A 20846-nucleotide genomic window follows, 5' to 3' on the forward strand; every position below is an offset into this window, starting at 1 on the left:
TATTAAAGAGATTGCAAAATTTTCGGCTTTGAAAACGCCGTGAGCGGTCTTATCTCGCCTTTAAATTTCTCGATCTGTGCAAGTGCGGTGTGAGCGGAGTTGCTTTGAGCGAGGCTGCTAGTACCCTTGTCAAAGGTTAGCACATTTACGCAACCATGCTGACAAAGGCTTTTTTCGCCCCAGTTTTGCGGGTCGTACCACGCGCCCTCGCATATGGCTGCTACGCGCGGCGGCACGATGTCCGTCACTAAAACGCCGGCTAAAATTTCGCCGCGGTCGTTAAACACGCGCACGATGTCGCCAGTAGCCAGTCCGCGCTCTTTGGCGTCGGCAGGATTTACGAGTATCGGCTCTCTGCCGCTAACCTCGGCGAAGTTGCGGATGATCGAGTTGTTTAGCTGCGAGTGCAGGCGGTAGCGAGAGTGAGGGCTGACGATATGAAGCGGGTATTTCGCCGTCTTTTTCGCGTCTCCTAGCCACTCTTTTGGCTCGAGCCACGTTGGGTGTGCTGGGCAGTCGGAGTAGCCAAATTTTGCAATGGTCGGCGAGTAAATTTCTATCTTCCCGGACGGCGTACCCAGGCGATTTTTGTTCGGATTTTCGCGGAAAGCCGCAAGGCGAGTGTAAAGCTCAGTTTCAGTGTTATCTTTTTCAAAACGCACGAAGCCGTTTTCGTAAAATTCCTCAAAGCTTGGCATCGAAACGCTTAAATTTTTGGCTTGCTCCTGCGCGTCGGCGTAAAATTCCCTCATCCAACCAAGCTCGTCCTTACCCTCGGTAAAGACCTCCTCGCGACCCCAGCGTTTGCAGATCTGCTGGCAGATCCAGTAGTCCGAGCGACTCTCGCCCATCGGCGTGATGACTGGCTTATACGCGACGATATATTCGCCCGTCGAGCCGGTTTGATTGATATCGTTTCGCTCGACCTCGATCGCGACCGGTAGTACGATGTCAGAAAATTTCGCCGTGCTCGTCCAGTAGGGCTCTGCGGTGATGACGGTGTCAAATTTACGCCACTGCTTGACTATGTTATTTACGTCTTGATGACGCGTAAATATCGAGCCAGACGCCATATACGCCACTCTCATTTGCGGCAGTTTGATCTTCGTGCCGTCGTAGTCGATCTCTTTGCCCGGGTGTTCGAGCGCCTCAATCGAGCGAGATGAAGGGATCGTGATGTTTTTGGTCGTTTTCCATGGCGCGCCGCCTACGTTTTCGTATTTTTCGCTGATGCGCGTGCTGATGCCTTTTAGCACGGGAGCGATCTTATCCGTGCCGCCCGAGCTATTGTATCCGAGGCTAAATTCAAACCCGAGCCCCTCTTTGCCGATGTGTCCTAGCATCGCATTTAGCACCACCAGCGCCCAAAACGGCTGTTCGCCGTGATCGGCACGTTGCAGCGCGCGACCGATTAGCACGGTGGTCGGCTCTTTGGCGATCGTCTCGGCAAATTTAGCGATCGTCTCGGCCGGTACGCCGCAAATTTTACTCGCCCACGCCGCGTCTTTTACGATCTTATCATCAGTCTCGCCCATAAAATAGGCTTTAAATTTATTAAATCCGACCGTGTATTTTTTGATAAATTCCGCGTCGTATAGCCCGCTAGTAAAGAGATGATGGCACATGCCAATTATCATCGCGGTGTCGGTGTTTGGGCGCACGAGGATAGTCTCTGAGCCGTAGTAGCGGGCGGTGTCGTTTGTCATGACATTGACGCTAAATGTCTTCGTGCCCGCCTTTTTTAGATCTTGCATGCCGATGTAGCAGTCGTGTGTAGGCGGTATGGATGAAATTTGATTTGTTACGATCGGATCCGTGCCCCAAAATACGACATTTTTAGCGTTTTTGACGATAGCTTTCCATTTCGTTGGCGTGTCATAGACGGCACTACTGCCAAGCACGTGCGGCATGATCACAAGCCCCGCGCCTGTCGAATAATCGCCGCTTTCTTCCACGTAGCCGCCAAGCACCTTTAGCATCCTGTGCGCGACCGTGCGACCCCAGCTAACCTTACCGCTGCCGCCCCACCAGTAGCATTCGCCGTAGATGCTCTCCGCGCCGTATTTGTCGAAATTTTCTTTTAGAGCTTTGGCTGCCAAGTCCAGCGCCACGTCCCAGCTCACGCGGACGAATTCGTCCTTGCCGCGAAGCTCGCTTTTGCTTGGCTTACCGGCTTTTAGATAGCTTTTTCGCACCATCGGATAGAGCACTCGGTTTTCGTTTTGCAAGCTATCTGGTAGGCTGTAGTTCATGGTATTTGGGAATTTATCGCCCTCAAAATCGCTCACGGAAACGAGCTGGGCGGAGTTTGTGTTCGCCCAAAATAGCCCGAACCTGTTCGCGCCAAAGACCTTTTTGTTGTCAAATATCGTCTGCGTGATACCCTCGATCCTGCTTGCTTGCGCTGCGCTTGCAGCAAGCACCGAAGCCTTGATGAAGTCTCGTCTTTTCATCTTTTCTCCCTTGATTAAATTTTGGTTGTTTTTAAAATTTCATCTATTTTGCTAGTTTCCTATCTAAAAATTTAACGTTAGATTCGCCTTTGCCGTGGTTAAAAGCTCAGGCAAATTTACTCCGCCGCCTTTGCATTGTGTTGCAAATATTTAAGTATCAAATTTAAATCATTTTCTTCAAGTGCGACGTATCCAGCGTCGATCATGCCTTGCAAATTTGCGGGCCATTGATTTGCCGTGAAGCTGTTTGGCTCGTGCAGTCTGTGGCATGCCGAGCAAGTACCTTCGTAAATTTGCTTTGCTTGCTTGTAAAGTGCGTTCGCATCGCCAGTTATCACGTCGCTAGGCACGTCATATACGCCTTGTGCCTCATACCAAACTTCGCCGTAGTCGTCTTCTAGCTTTTTGGCTTTGGTAAAATTTTTCTCATTTTGTGCATCAAAAACCACGAAAATTTCGGCATTTTTCATATCTCTTTGAATTTGCTCTTGATAGCTTTCGCTGACGACGCCTTTTACCTTTACTTTTGCCGTTTTGCCGTCCTTAGATACGACTTCAACTGGGGTCAAAACCTCGATCTTGCCGATTTTTTTACCATCCAGTGAAATTTCACTCGTAGTATTTATAAAATCTGCGCACAAAGCAAGGGCGCCACCTAAAAAACAGGAAAGCAATAAAAATAATACTTTCATAAGATTATCCTTAAAAAAATAAATTATTGAATTTTATATTTAGATCACTTAAAGTTATATTGCTATATTTTGGAGATCTTTTTAATAAAAGTACGAGTATTAGGGATTTAGGGCAAATTTTAAGACCCTAGCGGGCCTTAAAATTTTAGATTTATATTTTTGCCATTCTTCTGCGCTGAGTAGGGTCGAGATAGCGCTTACGAACGCGGATATTTAGAGGCGTGACCTCGACTAGCTCGTCATCCTCTATCCACTCAAGCGCGCGCTCAAGGCTCAGCTTTCTAGGTGGTACGAGCTTGATCGCATCGTCCGAGCCGCTGGCGCGCACGTTGGTCAGGTTCTTGCCTTTTATAGGGTTTACGTCAAGGTCGTTTGGACGGCTGTGCTCGCCGATGATCATACCCACATAGACCTTTGCCTGCGGGTCTAAAAACAATACACCGCGATCTTGCAAGTTAAATAGCGAATACGCTAGCGTGACGCCGTTTTCCATCGATACCAGCGCGCCGTTGGTTCGGTGCTCGACCGTTCCACTTAGCGGGCGAAATTCCAAAAAGCTATGATTCATCACGCCCTCGCCCTTAGTATCGGTCAAAAACTGGCTTCTAAAGCCGATGAGGCCGCGAGCTGGGATCTCAAATTCTATCCTGGTCTGCCCATCGCCGGTTGGATTCATCGAGGTCATCTCGGCCTTTCTTTTGCCAAGCTTTTCGATGACCGTGCCGGTGCAATCATCCGGCGCGTCGATGACTAAATGCTCAAAAGGCTCGCATTTTACGCCGTTTATCTCTCTTACGATGACCTCCGGGCGGCCGAGTAAAAATTCATACCCTTCGCGGCGCATATTTTCCGCTAGGATCGTTATTTGAAGCTCGCCGCGACCGCTTACTTTAAATTTGCCCTCGCCGATGTTTTCATACTTCATCGCGATATTGGTTTTCATCTCGTTTTGTAAGCGCTCGTCGAGCTTATTTGAGGTCACGTGCTTACCCTCGGTGCCTGCAAGCGGTCCGTCATTTACGCTAAAAACCACGCTTAGAGTCGGCTCCTCGATATGAAGCGGATCAAGTGGCATAGGGTTGTTTGGATCGACGACGCTATCGCCCACGTCAAGCGCATCAAAGCCTGCGATCGCGACTATATCGCCCGTGCCCGCTTCGTTGATGTCTTGTCTATCAAGACCCAAAAAGCCGATTAGCTTTGAAATTCTGCCGTTTGTCTTGCTACCGTCGGCTTTCATCAAAGTCACGTTTTGATTTTTTGAAATTCTGCCGTTAAAGATACGCGCGATACCGATCTTACCGACATAGTTGTCATAATCAAGCGTGAAAACTTGAAGCTGAAGCGGATTTTCGTCGCTACCGCTTGGTGCCGGCACGTGAGAGAGGATAGTCTCAAAAAGCGGCTTCATATCGATGTTTTCATCGCTTAAATTTAGCTTTGCGTAGCCGTTTTTAGCCGCAGCATAAACGACTGGGAATTCAAGCTGATCGTCATTTGCCTCAAGCGCGACGAAAAGATCGAAAATTTCATTTACCACGCGGTCAGGATCGCCTGCAGGTTTATCTATCTTATTTATCACGACGATCGGGCAAAGCCCCAAAGAGAGCGCCTTTTTGACGACGAATTTAGTCTGAGGCATGACGCCTTCTTGCGCATCGACGAGCAAAAGCACGCCGTCTACCATCTTTAGCACACGCTCGACTTCGCCGCCAAAGTCGGCGTGTCCCGGGGTGTCGATGATGTTGATCTTAGTGTCTTTGTAGCGTATGGCGGTATTTTTAGAAAGTATCGTGATGCCACGCTCGCGCTCGATATCGTTGCTGTCCATGACGCGCTCGCCGATGCTTTGGTGCTCGTTAAATGTTCCTGATTGTTTCAAAAGTTCATCGACCATCGTAGTCTTGCCATGATCGACGTGAGCTATGACGGCGATATTTCGTATCTTTTCCAAAATTTATCTCCATTTTCTAAAATAGGGGCTGATTATATCTAAAAAATTCTTACAAAAATAATAACTCAAAAATTTAAAATTTGGAACAAAATTTGCATACAAGGCTTTAGTCTAAATCAAAAAGGAACTAAATGCAAGCTTATACGGCAAAAAATAGCGTAGATCTGCTGACGCCAAGCCAGACGAAAAAGCAAGCGCCTAAAAGCGATAGCGGTAAAAGCGGTAACGGGGGCGATTTTTTATCCATGGTGCTCGATGCCGCAGCCTCAAAGGCGAACGCAGGCGAAAATATAACTCAAAAAGATGTCAAAGAGATCGTAAAATCAGTAAGCATGCAGCGCGAGCAGCAAGATAAAGAGCTAAACGACTCGATGGCCAAAATAGCGAGCGAATTTGATGAAAAGCTCGACGATGACACCAAAAACGAGCTTTATGAAAATGCAAATTTCATGCAGCTTTTGCAGGTGCTTGAAATTTTAAACGGCGATGAGAAAGTCAGTAAATTTCCAAATTTCACCGATAAGATCGCAAATTTCTTGAGTGTGCCTGAAAACGTCAAAGAGCTTAGCGAAGTAAAAAGCGTAAAAGAGCTTATTGATCTGGCCAAGAAATTTGACCTGAGGCTTGAAAAGATAAGCATCTCTACGCAGGACGTAGCCAAGCTGGAGGATACATTTAAAAATTTAGGTAAGAAAGAATTTTTTACACCCGTCGCTGCAAAACCTCAAAATTTTTATAGTCAAAATCTAAAAAAAGAGGTCGAGCAGACGATAAATCAAAGCCAGGTCAAAGAGCCGCCAAAACTAAACGAGCTGCTTCAAGAGGTCGCAAAAGAGCCCGCACCAAAGGCTAAGCAAGAGCAAGCCGAGCAGACGAATGTAAAAGAGATGATAACGCAGGCGAGTACTCAAAAGGTCAAAGAGGAGCTGACAAAAGAAAAGCCGCAAACGGCTCAAACGCAAAATTTCGTCCCAAAATCGGTAGAAAACGGCGAAAAAACGCAAAAAGCTCCGACATTAGAGTCGCTTTTATACCCCGAGCGTGAGCAAAACGCACAAGAAGGCATGGAGCAAAATAGCGGCGAAAGCAAGGGTGATAACGAGCTAAATTCCATGATAAAAGATATCTCGCGAAGCGCGCAGCATCAGATGCAAAATAAAGCGCAAGTGAGGGAGACGCTAAGCAATTTCAGCGAGACGCTAAGAGATCAGATACAAAGCTATAAGCCGCCTATCACGCGCTTTAACATCACTCTAAACCCGCTAAATTTAGGCGAGGTCGAGATAACGATGGTAAATCGCGGTAATAATTTGCATGTAAATTTCAACTCCAACACCGCTACGATGAACCTCTTTTTACAAAATCAGGCGGAATTTAAAAATAGCCTCGTAAATATGGGATTTACCGAGCTTGAGATGAATTTCAGCGATCAAAACGCCAAACGCGACAATAATCAGCAATCAAGCAAAAGATATACGCAAGATCAACAAAACGACGATGAGGCTGCACAAGCGGAACAAAATTTGCTTGAGCTTGTCATACCAAGATATATTTAGGAGGTTATCATGGCTTCACTACCAGATGTAACTACGAAAACTACGGAGGCAAGAAACGCCGAGAAAAAGGCTGCGGCAAAGCAAGCGGCGACGGGCACGACGGGGGCAAATCCAAATTCGCAGCTTGATAAGGATGCTTTTATGAAATTATTATTGACCGAGCTTCAATACCAAGACCCTACAAGCCCGATGGATACCGAAAAAATGCTGACTCAAACGAGCCAACTAGCAGCGCTCGAGATGCAAGAAAATACAAATTCCACTATGAGGCAACTGGTAGCCCAGCTTCAATCAAACGCGAACGCCTATGCGATCTCGGCACTTGGCAAAATGGTATCGACCGGCTCAAATGCCGTAAATATCACAGACGATACCAAAGAGATAAGCAGTGCGCTGTATTTTAAAACCGATGCCACAAAAGGAAAGCTCGAGATCAAAAATGCAAATTCTCAAGTGGTAAGAACGATAGAATTTAAAGATGTAGCCGCCGGCGTAAGCAAGATAGGCTGGGACGGAAAGGATGACGCGGGCAATCAAGTACCTAACGGATCATACACGATAGAAGCCCAATACGTCGATAAAAACGGCAAATCCTACACTACTCAAGTAGGTCAATACCCTGTCGAAGCGGTGAAATTCGTCGACGGCAAGGCTCAGATCAGGATCGCCGGCGAATACGTCCCTATGGATAAGATCGCAGAATTTTACGAGGCCTAACGATCATGATGCGAGGTTTTTACAACGGAGTCAGCGGCATCAAGACGCAAAGCTTCGGTATGGATGTATGGTCTAACAACATTGCAAATATCAATAACGCTGGCTTTAAGGCTTCGATCCCGGAGTTTAAAAACCTCATAAATCAAAGTGCAGTGTCCGCAGGAAACTACCCTACTACCGACCAAGTAGGACTTGGCGCGGTCAAACAAACCACGGCTTTAAAAATGAGCAACGGCGGATTTCAGACGACGGATAAAAATTTCGACCTGGCTATCGGCGGAAAAGGATTTTTTGGCGTTACGGACGCAAACGGCAAAATTTACTACACCAGGACCGGTAGCTTCAACATCGACGCAGCCGGAAATTTAGTCAATAATAACGGAAATTTACTGCTTGGGACGCTCGCAAATTTCACTCCGACTACGCCCAGCCAAAACGCCTTGAAAAAATTCGGCCAAAGCCAAAACATACCTCAAGCCTTTACGCTATCTCAAACCGACCTCAGCTTAGCCGCCGAAGGAGCGCAAACGGGCATAAAGCTACCTAAATTTTTATATTTGCCCGCCGAAGCGACGACAAAGGTAAATTTAAAAGGCAACCTCGACTCAAGCCTGATAACCAGTCAAACCAGCACCCAGTTAGACAGCACAAGCTACACATACACGCTGGATAATGCGAACAAGACCATAAGCCTCAGCGGTCAAGTAACCATAGGCGGTGCAAATTCCAGGCTTAAAAAAGGCGACAGCGTCGTCGTAAAGGTCGAAGACGCAAGCGGTAAATTCAGCGAATTCTCAACTCAGATCGACGAAAACGGCAACTGGAGCCTAAATAATCAAAGCATAAAATACATGGATATGGCCTCTCTTAACGTATCTGCAAAGGCCATCGGAAACATCGAAGTAGCAAATACTCAAAAGCTCACGACCGATCTTTTCAACGCCGACGGCACGAAAAGCTTGCTGACGCTAAATTTGACTAAAAAGATCCCGCAAGCAAGCAACGAAACCGTCTGGAAAGCGACTGCGACGATCACAGATAGCGCAGGGAACGTGCAAAACAGTGCCAGCGGAGCTTTGACGTTTGACAGCAGCGGACGGCTCGTGTCAAATACATTAGCCAGCGTCGGCAACGTAGCTTTAAATTTTGGCGGCAACGGCGATGCGAACGTCTATAACGGCATGACTAGCGCGGCTAATAAAAATAAAAATTTCAACATCACAAGAGACGGCTATGCGGAGGGGCTACTCTCTAAATATAGCATGGACGATAGCGGAAACGTGATAGCGAATTTCGACAACACGAGGACTTTCCCGGTAGCCAAGGTAGCGCTTTATCACTTTCAAAACGAGCAAGGCGTATCAAAAGTAGGCGACAATCTATATGAAGCCACGCCGAATTCCGGTGAGGCTTTCTTTTATAAAAACAAAGCCGGCCAGACGATATACGGAGCAAATATAATCGCAAATAAGCTTGAGATGAGTAACGTCGATCTAGGTCAGGCACTGACTGAAGTGATCGTGATACAAAAGGCCTATGACGCAAGCGCTAAAAGCATCACGACAAGTGACGAGATGATACAAACTGCTATCAAGATGAAGCAATCCTAAATTTGAAATTTAGCCTGTCAATAGTGACGAACAGGCTAAATTCCGTCAAACCATAAACATAACTTTCGCAAAAAGCACTATAAAAAATCCAAACACCAACACGATCTTATGAAAATGCTCGCGCATGAATCGAGGCGGCTGCTTACCAAAGGCCTTGTGAGTGAGGTTGAAGATCACGCCGCAAGCGATGAGCAAAGCCAAGATCACTTTAGCCATGAAGACCTTTTGAAGCGGAGTCTCAAAGTATCCACCGGCCTTGCTGCCGACCCACGTACTCATCATCATACCGCCAGTCATCACAAGTAGTAGGAGACAAATCGGCATTATTTTTATAGCTCTTGAGCCGATAGCTTGCTTGACGCGCATAAAGTCATCACCTAAAACGCCCTTAAGACGAGAAAAAATGACTACGTCAAAAAAGACATAACCAAGAAAAATGATCGCCGAGAAAATGTGAACGATCTTTAGATAATCATACATATCAGACATATTTATCCTTTGAAATTTTCGGTGATTTTAGGGTATTTCACCCTTTTATGCAATGATTTTTATCAACGGCTTAAACTTATAAATTTTACATTAAGCCGAGCAAAATTTTATTTATCAGGTAGATAGATCCTGACCTCATTTATCAAAAACTCATAAACGCGCTGCTGGATGAGTATCTCCTCCTCACACCCGCTCATAAAACGGCGCAGGTGTGAAAAATCTATCTTTTTAGCGTATCTACGGTGGTCTTTTAGCTCTTTATCTATGCTTAAAAGTAGTGCATCGAGCGTTATGTGATCGTTCTTTTTGATCCTTGCGACATACTCTTTTGTGGTTTGTATCAAAAAATCCTTACGCGTCTGATCGTTCTCGTAAATTTCGTTTGCTATGTCTGCTAGCGTATAAAAGTCGTCCTCATCGGGGTCAAATTTCGCTGATATTATCGCGGCAAAGACCTTCGCGCGAAATTCCAGTGACTTATGATGATATACTAAAAATTCCCGAAAAGTCGATAAAAGATGTAACCTAAATTTAAATGCCATCCAAAATTCTCATATTAAAATCAAGCGAATTATATAGTTTTTAAATTTAAAAATAGCTAGAAAAGCGGCATAAATGAAATTTTAAGCATTGTTTTAGTATTATTCGTCCGCTCCTTCTTAGACCTGTGCAATGCCGTTTATGAGCACCGCTTCAGGGTGGGAACACAGCAGAGCACTTGTTTATGGTGTGTGCCGCAGTTATCTGAGAGGGGGTTTCTCCAAACCGAAATGCTCATTGAACTCATCGCAAATTTTTAAAAAATCCACTCCGTCGATCTTTGGCTTTTGACTAAAATTTTTATGCATATTATTAAAGCCATCAGTCAGTTCCTTTGACTTCACGCCGTAGCTTATAGATATGCCAGCCTCGATGTAAGCAGCTAGTTTGTCACAGTATTTGAGCGCTTTGCCATCTATCGGGTTAAATTTATCCTCGTTTACGTTTTCCATCGTGCCTTCGTGATGAAGGATCTTGCGCTCGTAAATCCTGTTTTCAAACTCATCTTTTATAAATTTCCCGTCTTGTTGGCGGATGCCTAAGATATAGCTAAACTCATCTCTGAAATTTTCAGGCACGAACGGCAAAATTTGCTCGTCTATGAGCCTCATTTCGTATTCGCTGATTATTTCATTTAGCCCTTTCACACCGTATTTTACAGGGCTTATGATATCTCTTGTGAGGCTTTCTGGCAGGTCGTGAAAAAGCGCACAAAAGAAGTTATTTTCCAAGCGTTTTTTACAAGCTTTCACTTCGAGCGAATAAAAATAACTCAAAATCGCGACTACAAGCATATGGCCAAGTACGGCAGTCTCAGGGATACGCGGTGTTTGCGCCCAGCGCTTTTGAAAGCGTAGCCTGCCGCTAAGATCGACTAGGCGGGCTAGTTTTTGATTCATCGCGATCTTGCGAACACCTATTAGCTCAAAATAATCCTCCATCTCCTCCTCTACCTTGCGCTTTAGCTCGTCGATATCGCTTAAAAACTGGCTCGTTTGATAAACGATGGAAAACTCCCAGCGCGTGGCGAGGTAGCTTGCAGCCTTTAATATGAGCCGCTCTTTTTCATGCTTTTTATCGCTTTTGGTTAGGAAAATTTTAAGACGGCTCAAAAATTCTCCGTCTTCGATATCTTTTGTCAAATTTTCAAGATTGCTTAAAACCCAAGCATTTACCTGCTCTTTTTTACTCTTTTGGATATGATGAAACACATCCGGGCGTATGTCTGTCACCACGACACGGCTTAAAAACTCGAATATCCCGGCCTCGATCATATAGTTCATATCAATATCGCGTTCTAGCTTTGCGATGAAATAAGCGATGATAAATTTATGCGCCTGTTTATCGAGCTCGACAAGATTTGTCATCTTTGGATAATCATTCCAGCGCGATATAGACGCGGCTTTAAAGATATGCTCGATCAGCTCGGGGCTTATCATTTATTTTTCCTTTTTGACGACGCGAGGCTTTTTATCGCCCTCATAGCTTATCTTTCTAAAGCCGTCTTTATTTACAGCTCTTTTTGGCTTTTCATCGCTAAATTTCCTAGTCGAGCTTTTAGCATTATCTCTGCCGGAGCTTCTTTTACCGCTGTCACGCTCGTTTATGCGTCTAGCTGTGGCACGTTTGCTATCATTAAAATATTTGAATTCTCTTACCGGTTCTAAATTCTCACTCTTTTTAAGGATACTCTCAGAGCATACTTCGATGATCGTATGCACGTTGCCACGCGGGTTGAAATCACCGATTATCTTCATAAATTTTGGCTCGAGCTTCGTAAAAAGCACATCATAAATTTCGTTTATACTATCCTCATGACTGATATTGCGGTTCATAAAGCTGTTGATGTAAAGTTTGATCGCTTTTAGCTCGACTACCAGCTTATTTGGGATGTATTCAAGATATATCGTCGCAAAGTCAGGATATCCGGAGCGCGGGCAAAGGCAGCAAAACTCGGGCAAAGTGATCTTTATGGTGTATTCACGCTCGTGCTTGTTTTCCCAGACTTCAAGGTCGGTTTGCGGGTCGAATTCTTTTAAAATTTTCTCGCCGTATCTCATTTGGTTTTGCTCTTCGCTCATTTTTTACCCTTTTAAATTTTAAATATCAAGATGTTTGACATCTTTAGCGTGATCTTGGATGTAGTTCCTGCGCGGTTCGACCTCATCGCCCATGAAAAGGTTGAAGGTATCGCTAGCGCTTATAGCATCTTTTATATTTATCTTCAGCAAGCGGCGATTTTCAGGATTCATCGTAGTCTCCCAAAGCTGCTCTGGATTCATCTCGCCAAGACCTTTGTAACGCTGGATATACGCGCCTTTTTTGGCGTTTTTCTCTATCTCATCTAAAATTTCGATCACATCTTTTTTGAAATTTATCTCTCGCTCTTTGATTTTTTGATTGATATAAACGGCCTCTTCGTAGAGTGGATTTGTAAAGAGTCCCTCGTTTACGATGAATTCTTCCAGTCCACTCTCGGTTTGAACGTAAATTCTGATCTCATCGTCATTAACGTAAGAATTTAAGATATTGTGTCCTTGACCTTTTAAATAGGCCTTTAAAATTTCAAAAATTTCAGGATAGCTCTTTGAGACGATATCAGGATTTTCGATCATATAGCGGATCGCGCTAAGCACGTTAAAACGCTTTTCAAGCTCTTTTAGCACGCTTCTGTAAGCTGCTACAATCTTTAAAAAATCTATGAGATCGGCATTTCCGATACCTTCAAATTCCACGCCCTCGATGCCAGTTTCAATCAAAAATTCATTCAAGGCTTTTTCATCTTTTAGATAAATTTCCTTTTTGCCCTTTTTGTAGCGATAAAGCGGTGGCTGGGCGAGATAGATGTAGCCGTTATCCACGACTTGATGTAAAAATCTAAAAAAGAATGTGAGAAGCAGAGTCTGGATGTGGCTACCATCGACGTCGGCATCGGTCATTATGATGATTTTATGATAGCGAAGCTTTTCCGCGTCAAATTCATCCCCGATACCGCAACCAAGTGCTGTTATCATATTTTTTATCTCGTCAGATTTTAAAATTTTATCGAGACGAGATTTTTCGACATTTAAAATTTTACCTTTTAACGGCAAGATCGCCTGAAATACGCGGTCGCGTCCTTGCTTTGCCGAGCCGCCCGCCGAGTCGCCCTCCACTAAGTAAAGCTCGCTTATCGTTGCATCCTTGCTTTGGCAGTCGGCAAGCTTGCCAGGTAGCGTTCCTACGCTAAGTCCCTCTTTTTTACGCGTTAGATCGCGTGCTTTTTTAGCCGCTTCACGTCCGCGTGCCGCCATTAGCGCTTTATTCATTATAGCGCGCGCTTCGATCGGATTTTCTTCAAAATACTTACTCAAAACGTCAAAAACCATCTTTTGAACGATAGGTTTAACGTAGCTTGAGCCAAGTTTGCCTTTCGTTTGTCCCTCAAACTGCGGCTCCGGTACTTTTACACTTATAACCGCGATAAGGCCCTCTCTGATGTCATCGCCGGTGATTTTAGTATCTTTCTCACGCACAGCGGCATTTGCTGCGATGTAATTTGTTATGACGCGAGTTAGGCCCGCACGAAATCCCGCCTCATGTGTTCCGCCATCCGGAGTTTTGATATTATTTACAAAGCTTAGTAAATTTTCACTGTAAGTGTCGTTATACATAAGCGCGAAATCGACCATCACGTCTTCTTCACCACCACTAAATGACACGGCTTTGCTCACAGCCTGAGCTTTATTCATATCAGTTACGAAACTTTCTAGCCCACCTTCAAAATGATAACTCTCATTAAATCCGTCTCTTTGATCTTTAAAATTTATCGTTATTTTAGGATTTAGATAGGCTAGCTCGCGAAAGCGTTTGGCTAAAATTTCCCTGTCAAATTCCGTAACCTCAAATATACTATCATCTACGAAAAACTCGACTTGCGTTCCGGTGCGGTTCGTAGTTTTTATCGTCTCAAGCGCAGTTACCGGGATACCTTTTTGAAATTCTTGCCTATAAACGTTTCCATCGCGTTTTATCGTTAGTATGAGCTTTTTTGAAAGTGCATTTACGACCGAGACGCCCACGCCGTGAAGACCGCCTGAAACTTTGTAAGTATCTTTGTCAAATTTACCGCCTGCATGTAGCACAGTCAAAACCACAGTCGCAGCCGGTAAATGCTCGGTCGGATGCATATCTACCGGGATACCTCGCCCGTTATCGGTCACTATACAACTTCCCTCGTTCGTTATTTCGATATCTATCGTGTCACAATATCCTGCCATCGCTTCATCTATCGAGTTATCCACGACTTCGTAGATCATGTGATGAAGTCCGCCGATATTTGTGTCGCCTATATACATACCAGGACGTTTCCTGACAGCCTCAAGACCTTTTAAAACTTTGATATTACCGGCGTCGTAGTGTTTTTCTTCCATAAAATTTCCTTATATATTTATCGGCATTATAACCGTCGTAAGCTCTTTCGAACTCACTATGAATGCGAGATTGCTATCGTTAAATCCAAGCTCAAAATCATCATCCTCTATGCTCGTTAAGAAGTCCAATAAGTATCTATTTTTGATGCCTATGAAAATTTCATCTTCAAGCCCTGTTTGATACTCTATCGTTGTCTTTGCTTCGGAGTTGTCTTCTATTATGCTTTCAAATGTTATGCTATCTTTTGTAAACGTTATCTTCATCTGATCGCTTAGCATAGAGATAGTCCTGATACCGTCGATCATCTTGTCTCTGTTTAGTTTTAGACGTTTTTTTATCTCTTTTGGCACGACTCGCTCGTAGTCAGGGTATTTTCCGTTTATGAGCTTGGTGAAAAACTCGAAATTTGCGCTTTGAGCGATCAAAATATTTTCATCGTAATAAATTTCGATCCTGTCAAAAAATAGCTTTTGTATCTCGTTTATCGCTTTTTTAGGGATTATGATAGAAAATTCTCTCTCAGTCGGAGTTTCAAATTTAAATATACTAAGTCTTTTAGTATCGGTCCCTACGATGTTTATGAAATTTTGTCTTATATCTAAAAGCGCTCCGTTTAGCTCGAATTTTGGATTATTGCTATCGATGCTAGGTAAAATTTTCTTTAAGCTTCGTCCTAACATTACCGCATCTACGTCAAATTTTGACTTTCCTTCGCTACTTGGAAATTCCGGGAAATCTTCAAATTTATACATCGGAAGCTTATATTTTGAGTTTTTTTGCTTGATATAGAGGTAGTTATTTACGGTTTCTAGTATGACTTCATCGTCTTTTAGGCTTTTTATGATATCAAGTAGCTTTTTACCGTTTGCAGTGGCATATCCCTCGTCAGTTATTTTGACGTTTGAAAGCTTATAGGCAAGTCCTATCTCGTGATCTGTAGCTCTTATGTTTAAGACTCCATTTTTAGCAGCTATGTAGATGTGAGATGTTATAGCGCTCAGGTCTCGTTTTTCCAGATACGGGTTCGTATTTGTGACTATACTTTCAAGGACATTTTTGTTTATCAAAACTTTCATATGTTTTTCCCCTTTATTTTTAAATTTCTTTTAGTAGCATTAGTAGGTTTCGTTAAAATGTGAAAATCACTTTTCTTTCCTAGAAAATCGATATTTGATATGTGAAAATAATTATTTTGTTTTTCACAATTATTCACGAATTTCATTTTGTAATCATCCTTTTGTCAAAATTTTATTTTTGAGTTCGCTCACTCGAAGGTTGAAAATTTCGTTGTTCTCGATGAGCTCGTTTATTTTTTTTATATTGTGACTGACTGCGCTGTGGTCTTTCATACTAAAATAGTTCGCGATCTGCGGCATGGAATTCGTCGTCAGCATTTTTGCCAGATATATGACGATACGGCGCGCTTCTACGATGTTTTGGACTCTTGATTTGCTTTTTATATCGCTTGGTTTGATGTTTAGCTCTTTACTGACGACTTCTATTATATTTTCTAAATTTATATTTTCACGTTTTTCTTTTATGAGGTCGCGCATCACGTTTTTGGCAAAGTCCAGCGTTATCTCCTGGCGCATCAAATTTGCATAAGCGTTTAAATTTATGATCGCACTTTCGATCTCGCGGATATTATCGCCCATATTTGTCGCGATATAGTTTATCACGTCTTTGTTTAGATAAATTTTGTCGAATTCACATTTTTTTTGGATAATGGCTATTTTGGTATCTAGCTCAGGTGGCGTGATATCGGCCATTATGCCCCATTCAAAGCGCGTCCTGAGTCTATCTTCAAAGCCTTTTAAAAGTTTTGGCTGACGATCGGAGGTCATCACGATTTGTCCGTTTTTGCTGTGAAGCTCGTTAAATGTGTGAAAAAATTCCTCTTGAATTTTATCCGTTTTTCCTAAAAACTGCACATCGTCGATCAATAAAACGTCGCAATTTCGGTATTTTTCACGAAAGCGTTCCATCGAGTGATTGTTTATGTTGTAAGTAAAATCAGTCATGAACTGCTCGCTAGTAACGCAAATGACGACTTTGCCTTGATTCAGGCAAAAATTTCCGACTGATTGTAAAAGGTGAGTCTTGCCAAGTCCGGTCGGTCCGTAGATGAATAATGGATTGTAAATTTTGCCCGGCTGCTCGGAGGCTGCTTTCGCGCTTAAAAATGCGTATTCGTTCGAGCCGCCGACGACGAAATTTTCAAATGTATAAGCCGGGTTTAAAAGCGTGCTTTGAGCCTTTATCTGCTTGATATTGACTTGATTTTGTTTTGAGCTTTTTAGTTTCGTTTGCGTCGTGATCTCGACATTTGGCTTTGTTCCCGTTTTGACCTCGAAAAGATGGGCGATCTTGGTTGCGTATTTTGTTTTTATAAATTTTGCTATCAGTTCGTTTGGTGCGTTGAATACGACTGTTTCGTCGCTCGAAGCCTTTTCGTTGAATTTTAGCTGTTTTATGTAGTATTCATATTCGTTTGGCGATATTTCAGCACTTAAGAGTTCCAAGACTTCGTCTGCTAGCAAATTTTACCCTTAAAATTTTGATATTTACGTGATTACTGATTTTATCTTAAATTTAATAAATTGTTTGTTAAACTAGTTACAAATCAAGTTTTTCACGCCGTGAAAAAAACGTGAAAAACTTTTTAAAAGGTAGCGATGAAAATTTTAGGGATCGATCCTGGAAGTAGGAACTGCGGATACGCGATAATCGAAAAAAACGTTAGAAAAACGGCGCTCATTGAGGCCGGACTGATAAAAATCAAACCAAATACACTGCAATACCAAATAACCGAGCTTTGCGAGGGACTTGACGTGATATTTAAAAATCATAAATTTGACGAGGTTGCGATCGAGGACATATTTTTTGCTTACAATCCTAAAACTGTGCTTAAACTAGCACAATTTCGCGGTGCTTTGAGCCTTAAAATTTTACAGCTTCACGGCGATTTTGCCGAATATACGCCGCTTCAAGTAAAAAAGGCTGTAACTGGCAAGGCAAAAGCTCAAAAGGAACAAGTCGCCTTTATGGTAAAGAAAATTTTAGGCATTACAAAAGAGATCAAACCGCTTGACATCACCGACGCCATCGCGGTTGCACTCACTCATGCGAATAATCTGTGCCTGCGTTAGGCGTTAAATTTTAAAATAGCTGAATTTATTTCAGTTTAAATTTCTATTTTTATATATTCAGCAAGCTTTGTTATCGTCTCCTCGTTTCTGCCGTAATACGTCCATTTGCCGTGTCTTTGAGCGTAGAGTAGCCCGGCTCTTTGCAGCTGAGAGAGGTATTGAGAGGTGGTGGATTGCGAGATATTGAGCTTTTTTTGCAGGCTATCTACACAGACCGCACCGTCAAGATTTACACCTTCGAGATGTGTGCCTTGCGGAGGGAAGTGTTCATCGGGATTTTTAAGCCATTTTAGGATATTTAGCCTAGTCTCGTTCGAGAGTGCTTTAAAAATTTCTATCGCATTTTCTTGAGTCATTTTTATCCTTTTTGATGGCATTATATATTAAAAAATTGCAATTTGTCAATTTCGTAAATACCACTGCAAAGTGAAATTTAAAACGAATTTGCTACTATCTCGCGATATTTTTGCATTTTGCTTTCATCTTTACTTTCGATAAGCTCGCTGATAAAATTTATTAAAGCCTCTTTTTCATCCGGCAGATTATATTTGACATGAAATAAATTTGAAGCATGTTCATTCATAAAAATCGTATGATTATCCAGCCTTACGATAAATTCTCTCGCCTCCTCAAGCTTCTCTTTCTCGCTAGATTGCACGTATCTACCTCTTTGAGCTAGGCGGTAAAGCGGTGTAGCAGGCACCAGCGTCATCATCGACATATTTATAATGCTTGGATGCAGTCCCGAGTAGAGTCGCGCGGTCTCTTGCGCGTTTTTTAGTCCATATCTCTTACCGGCAGCTCCGTTTAAAAAATTTACGATGTAAGGCATGCCCGAAATATCTAATTTTTCTAAAATTTCCCTAGCCATAGCTGCGTCATAGCCTTTATTCATCAGTTTTAGCACGTAATCATCTCCTGATTCCACGCCGATATAAGGATCGGCAAAACCCGCATCTTTCATATTTTCAAGCTGCTGCTTACTTTTATCTAAAAAGCTGTCTATCCTCGCGTATCCACCGATACTTTGCACGGACGGGACATATTTTTTCAGTAGCTCGGCAGTCTTCATTAAGGTATCGTAATCCGCGCTAAATCCGTCCGCACCTTGTAAAAATATCCTTTTTGGCGCACCAAATGTTGCTGGGATTTGCCGTATATCGTCCTCTATCTCCTCGATTGACGATTTTTTAAATTTTTGATCCTTAAAATAGGTGCAAAACAAGCAGCGGTTGTGCGAACAGCCCTGCGTAACTTGTAAATATCCGTCCGCACTCTCGTAAGGCGGTCTGTTTATGGAGCTTGAAAATTTCATATTTTCTCCTTTATTTTAGATTAAAAACGCATTGGTGCCCGGCAGTTCGGTAACAGCCGTTACACGAGATACATTTTGCAGGCGCTAGATCGCCGTTTTGCCAGCGGTTTATGAGATCGCTCTCACGTATGAGCGGGCGAGATAGTGATAAAAGCTCTATCTTGCTATCGTTTAGCAAGCGGTTCATATTTTGCACGCTGCGGTGCCCGCCTACTAGCATCACGGGGATATCAAGGCTTTTAGCTAGAGCCTTGGCGTATGGATAGAAATAAGCCTCGTTGATGCCCGCTTTTACGCCGGTTTGGCTGGTGCCATTCGCGCTTACTTCTATGGAATTTAGCCCTGCATCCGCGGCAAATTTAGCGATTTGCGAGCTTTCGTTAAATTCTAGTCCGCCGGGAGTCATATCGCTCATATTCAGCTTCATGCTTATATGGAAATTCGGCATTTTTTGGCGAATTCCTTTGATGATACGACATAAAATTCTAGCTCTGTTTTGCGTGCTCCCGCCGTATTCGTCGTTGCGATGATTTGTAGTGGGCGAGATAAAACGACTTAAAAAGAAAAAGTGCGCCGCATGTATCTGCACCCCGTCAAATTTCGCTTCTTGCGCTCGAATGGCAGCGGCTACAAAAAGCGATACTATGTTTTCTATCTGCTCTTTACTAAGCTCGTCAGGCTCGAAAGTTATAAAATTTTCACTCGCTTTTTCGTAATAGCCTCCAAGCGCGAGCTGGGCTAAAATTCTGACATTTTTAGCGTGAGCTATCTTGGTTAGCTTTTTGTAGCTTGGCACGAGTTGATCGCTGCCAAGTCTCATCATACCGCCAAAATGGATGTCGTTTTGTGAAACGCTCGTAAATCATCCCGTGATGATCGTGCCTACACCGCCATCTGCTAGTTGGCGCGTCATCTCGTAAAGCTCGGGCGTGATCTCTCCGTCTTTGGCGGCTAAATTTTCCCATGTAGCCGAGCGCACGAGGCGATTTTTGGCTTTTAAATTTACTAAATTTACTTCGTCGAATATGCTTTTTTCGTTTTTCATAGTGTTCCTCTTCTTGAAGTTTGTCGATATGAACCGCTGTTAATTGTGTTTGCAGCGTGTTTTAGAGTGCGTATCATCTCCTCTTTTTGAGTTAGATCCCCGGCTATGGCTACCGCATCTAATGGATGCGCCGCCCAAAAATAGGTATTTGGCAGCTCTAAATTTTCAAGCAAAACGACCTCTTCTTCTAAATTTTCTCTTTCGCTAGCGGGGATGAATCGTCCCGCTTTTATATCCTCGTTTAGCTTCGTATCTTCAAATGCCGACATGGTATTTAGCAAAATTTTGCCGGGGCGTATCTGGTTTTGCAGCTTTGCGGTGGCTTTTGCGACCTCTTCGCCCCGTTTGGCTCCGCCGGTACCTAGCATCAAAAGATCGTTATGAGCTATGCCGGCTTCATTTAGCCTTAGACACTGCGTTTTGATCTGTTGCGCGTCATATCCTTTATTTAAGGCTTTTAGTGCGTCATCATCGCCCGACTCCACACCGACGTAAAGATCGTTTATGTCGGCTACTTTTAGCATTTTTAGCGCTTCGTCGCTTTTAGAAGCGATGTTATCCACTCTCGCATACATCGTTATCGTTTTGATGTTGGGTAGATAATTTTTGATGAGCTCTGCTATTTTCGTCAGTCTCGTCGCAGATAGCGCGAAAGGATCGGCGCCCACTAAATAAATTCGGTCTAAATTTTGAACCCTTGCGTAAATTTGAGCTATTTGCCTTAAATACGCCTCTATCTGCTCGTTTGGCAAAACGCGAAAAGGCACACCTTGATACATATTGCAAAATGTGCATTTGTTGTGCGAACAGCCCTGAGTTACGGGCAGTAAAGGTGTATTCGCCTCTAACGGCGGTCTGTAAATCGTGCCTTGGTATTGCATGAAATTCTCCTTTGATTTATTTTGACGTTATT

General features: G+C 43.4%; 19 protein-coding genes and 1 other RNA gene. 5 read left to right on the top strand and 15 right to left on the bottom strand.

What is annotated here, in order from left to right:
• Positions 1-2: 2 nt before the first annotated feature.
• From HMPREF1139_RS01935 to typA, 3 genes are all read right to left on the bottom strand, one after another.
• Positions 3-2453, bottom strand: a complete 2451-nt coding sequence (locus tag HMPREF1139_RS01935; protein WP_009649743.1) for a molybdopterin-dependent oxidoreductase — start codon at positions 2451-2453, stop codon at positions 3-5.
• Between the two features lie 116 nt (positions 2454-2569).
• A complete protein-coding gene (locus HMPREF1139_RS01940; protein ID WP_009649849.1) occupies positions 2570-3145 on the bottom strand; it encodes a hypothetical protein in 576 nt (191 codons plus the stop codon).
• Between the two features lie 151 nt (positions 3146-3296).
• Positions 3297-5099 carry a translational GTPase TypA gene (gene typA, locus HMPREF1139_RS01945; protein ID WP_009649457.1) on the bottom strand — a complete coding sequence of 601 codons (1803 nt, stop codon included), beginning with the start codon at positions 5097-5099 and terminating at the stop codon, positions 3297-3299.
• 131 nt (positions 5100-5230) lie between these two features.
• On the opposite strand from typA, the gene fliK reads away from it, so the two are divergent.
• Genes fliK through HMPREF1139_RS01960 form a run of 3 tightly spaced genes read left to right on the top strand, consistent with a single transcriptional unit; the run spans position 5231 to position 8982 of the window.
• Complete coding sequence (fliK, locus tag HMPREF1139_RS01950; protein ID WP_009649633.1) at positions 5231-6655, top strand: flagellar hook-length control protein FliK; 1425 nt, start codon at positions 5231-5233, stop codon at positions 6653-6655.
• Positions 6656-6664: 9 nt separating this feature from the next.
• Positions 6665-7372, top strand: coding sequence for a flagellar basal body rod modification protein (locus HMPREF1139_RS01955; RefSeq protein WP_009649695.1), 708 nt, complete (start codon positions 6665-6667; stop codon positions 7370-7372).
• Positions 7373-7380: 8 nt separating this feature from the next.
• Complete coding sequence (locus HMPREF1139_RS01960; RefSeq protein ID WP_009649627.1) at positions 7381-8982, top strand: flagellar hook-basal body complex protein; 1602 nt, start codon at positions 7381-7383, stop codon at positions 8980-8982.
• Positions 8983-9027: 45 nt separating this feature from the next.
• Here the strand turns inward: HMPREF1139_RS01960 and HMPREF1139_RS01965 are convergent, their stop codons facing one another.
• Positions 9028-9471 (bottom strand): copper resistance protein D, encoded by a 444-nt coding sequence (locus HMPREF1139_RS01965; protein ID WP_009649513.1) that lies wholly within the window; start codon positions 9469-9471, stop codon positions 9028-9030.
• A 107-nt stretch (positions 9472-9578) separates the two neighbouring features.
• Positions 9579-10013 carry a hypothetical protein gene (locus HMPREF1139_RS01970; protein ID WP_009649731.1) on the bottom strand — a complete coding sequence of 145 codons (435 nt, stop codon included), beginning with the start codon at positions 10011-10013 and terminating at the stop codon, positions 9579-9581.
• Positions 10014-10127: 114 nt separating this feature from the next.
• Between HMPREF1139_RS01970 and ffs the strand changes: the two genes are divergently transcribed.
• An RNA gene (gene ffs / locus HMPREF1139_RS11075) (signal recognition particle sRNA small type) lies at positions 10128-10225 on the top strand.
• On the opposite strand, the gene HMPREF1139_RS01975 is transcribed toward ffs, so the two are convergent.
• The 5 genes from HMPREF1139_RS01975 to dnaA all read right to left on the bottom strand — a co-directional run bounded on the left by HMPREF1139_RS01975 (position 10212) and on the right by dnaA (position 16964).
• Complete coding sequence (locus HMPREF1139_RS01975) at positions 10212-11450, bottom strand: HD domain-containing protein (RefSeq protein WP_011991609.1); 1239 nt, start codon at positions 11448-11450, stop codon at positions 10212-10214. The genes ffs and HMPREF1139_RS01975 overlap by 14 nt on opposite strands.
• Positions 11451-12092 carry a preQ(1) synthase gene (gene queF, locus HMPREF1139_RS01980; protein ID WP_009649582.1) on the bottom strand — a complete coding sequence of 214 codons (642 nt, stop codon included), beginning with the start codon at positions 12090-12092 and terminating at the stop codon, positions 11451-11453.
• Positions 12093-12110: 18 nt separating this feature from the next.
• A complete protein-coding gene (gene gyrB / locus HMPREF1139_RS01985; RefSeq protein WP_009649462.1) occupies positions 12111-14423 on the bottom strand; it encodes a DNA topoisomerase (ATP-hydrolyzing) subunit B in 2313 nt (770 codons plus the stop codon).
• Between the two features lie 9 nt (positions 14424-14432).
• Complete coding sequence (gene dnaN / locus HMPREF1139_RS01990) at positions 14433-15500, bottom strand: DNA polymerase III subunit beta (RefSeq protein WP_009649830.1); 1068 nt, start codon at positions 15498-15500, stop codon at positions 14433-14435.
• Between the two features lie 153 nt (positions 15501-15653).
• On the bottom strand, positions 15654-16964 hold the full coding sequence (gene dnaA, locus HMPREF1139_RS01995; RefSeq protein ID WP_009649719.1) for a chromosomal replication initiator protein DnaA: 1311 nt from the start codon (positions 16962-16964) through the stop codon (positions 15654-15656).
• Positions 16965-17099: 135 nt separating this feature from the next.
• On the opposite strand from dnaA, the gene ruvC reads away from it, so the two are divergent.
• Positions 17100-17573, top strand: coding sequence for a crossover junction endodeoxyribonuclease RuvC (gene ruvC, locus HMPREF1139_RS02000; RefSeq protein WP_009649725.1), 474 nt, complete (start codon positions 17100-17102; stop codon positions 17571-17573).
• Positions 17574-17608: 35 nt separating this feature from the next.
• Here ruvC and HMPREF1139_RS02005 read toward each other — a convergent pair whose 3' ends face one another.
• The 5 genes from HMPREF1139_RS02005 to HMPREF1139_RS02020 form a co-directional block, all read right to left on the bottom strand.
• The gene (locus HMPREF1139_RS02005; protein WP_009649656.1) at positions 17609-17929 is read right to left on the bottom strand and encodes an ArsR/SmtB family transcription factor; all 321 of its coding nucleotides are present in this window, start codon (positions 17927-17929) and stop codon (positions 17609-17611) included.
• Between the two features lie 77 nt (positions 17930-18006).
• Complete coding sequence (locus HMPREF1139_RS02010) at positions 18007-18888, bottom strand: radical SAM protein (protein WP_009649522.1); 882 nt, start codon at positions 18886-18888, stop codon at positions 18007-18009.
• Positions 18889-18898: 10 nt separating this feature from the next.
• A complete protein-coding gene (locus HMPREF1139_RS02015; RefSeq protein WP_009649726.1) occupies positions 18899-19708 on the bottom strand; it encodes an NADH:flavin oxidoreductase in 810 nt (269 codons plus the stop codon).
• Between the two features lie 42 nt (positions 19709-19750).
• Positions 19751-19933, bottom strand: a complete 183-nt coding sequence (locus HMPREF1139_RS11485; protein ID WP_009649897.1) for a hypothetical protein — start codon at positions 19931-19933, stop codon at positions 19751-19753.
• Entirely contained in the window at positions 19930-20814 is an 885-nt protein-coding gene (locus tag HMPREF1139_RS02020) for a radical SAM protein (RefSeq protein WP_009649670.1), read from the bottom strand. The genes HMPREF1139_RS11485 and HMPREF1139_RS02020 overlap by 4 nt, the downstream gene beginning before the upstream one ends.
• Positions 20815-20846 lie beyond the last annotated feature (32 nt).

This window comes from Campylobacter sp. FOBRC14, assembly GCF_000287855.1.
GTDB classification, from domain to species: Bacteria; Campylobacterota; Campylobacteria; order Campylobacterales; family Campylobacteraceae; genus Campylobacter_A; species Campylobacter_A curvus.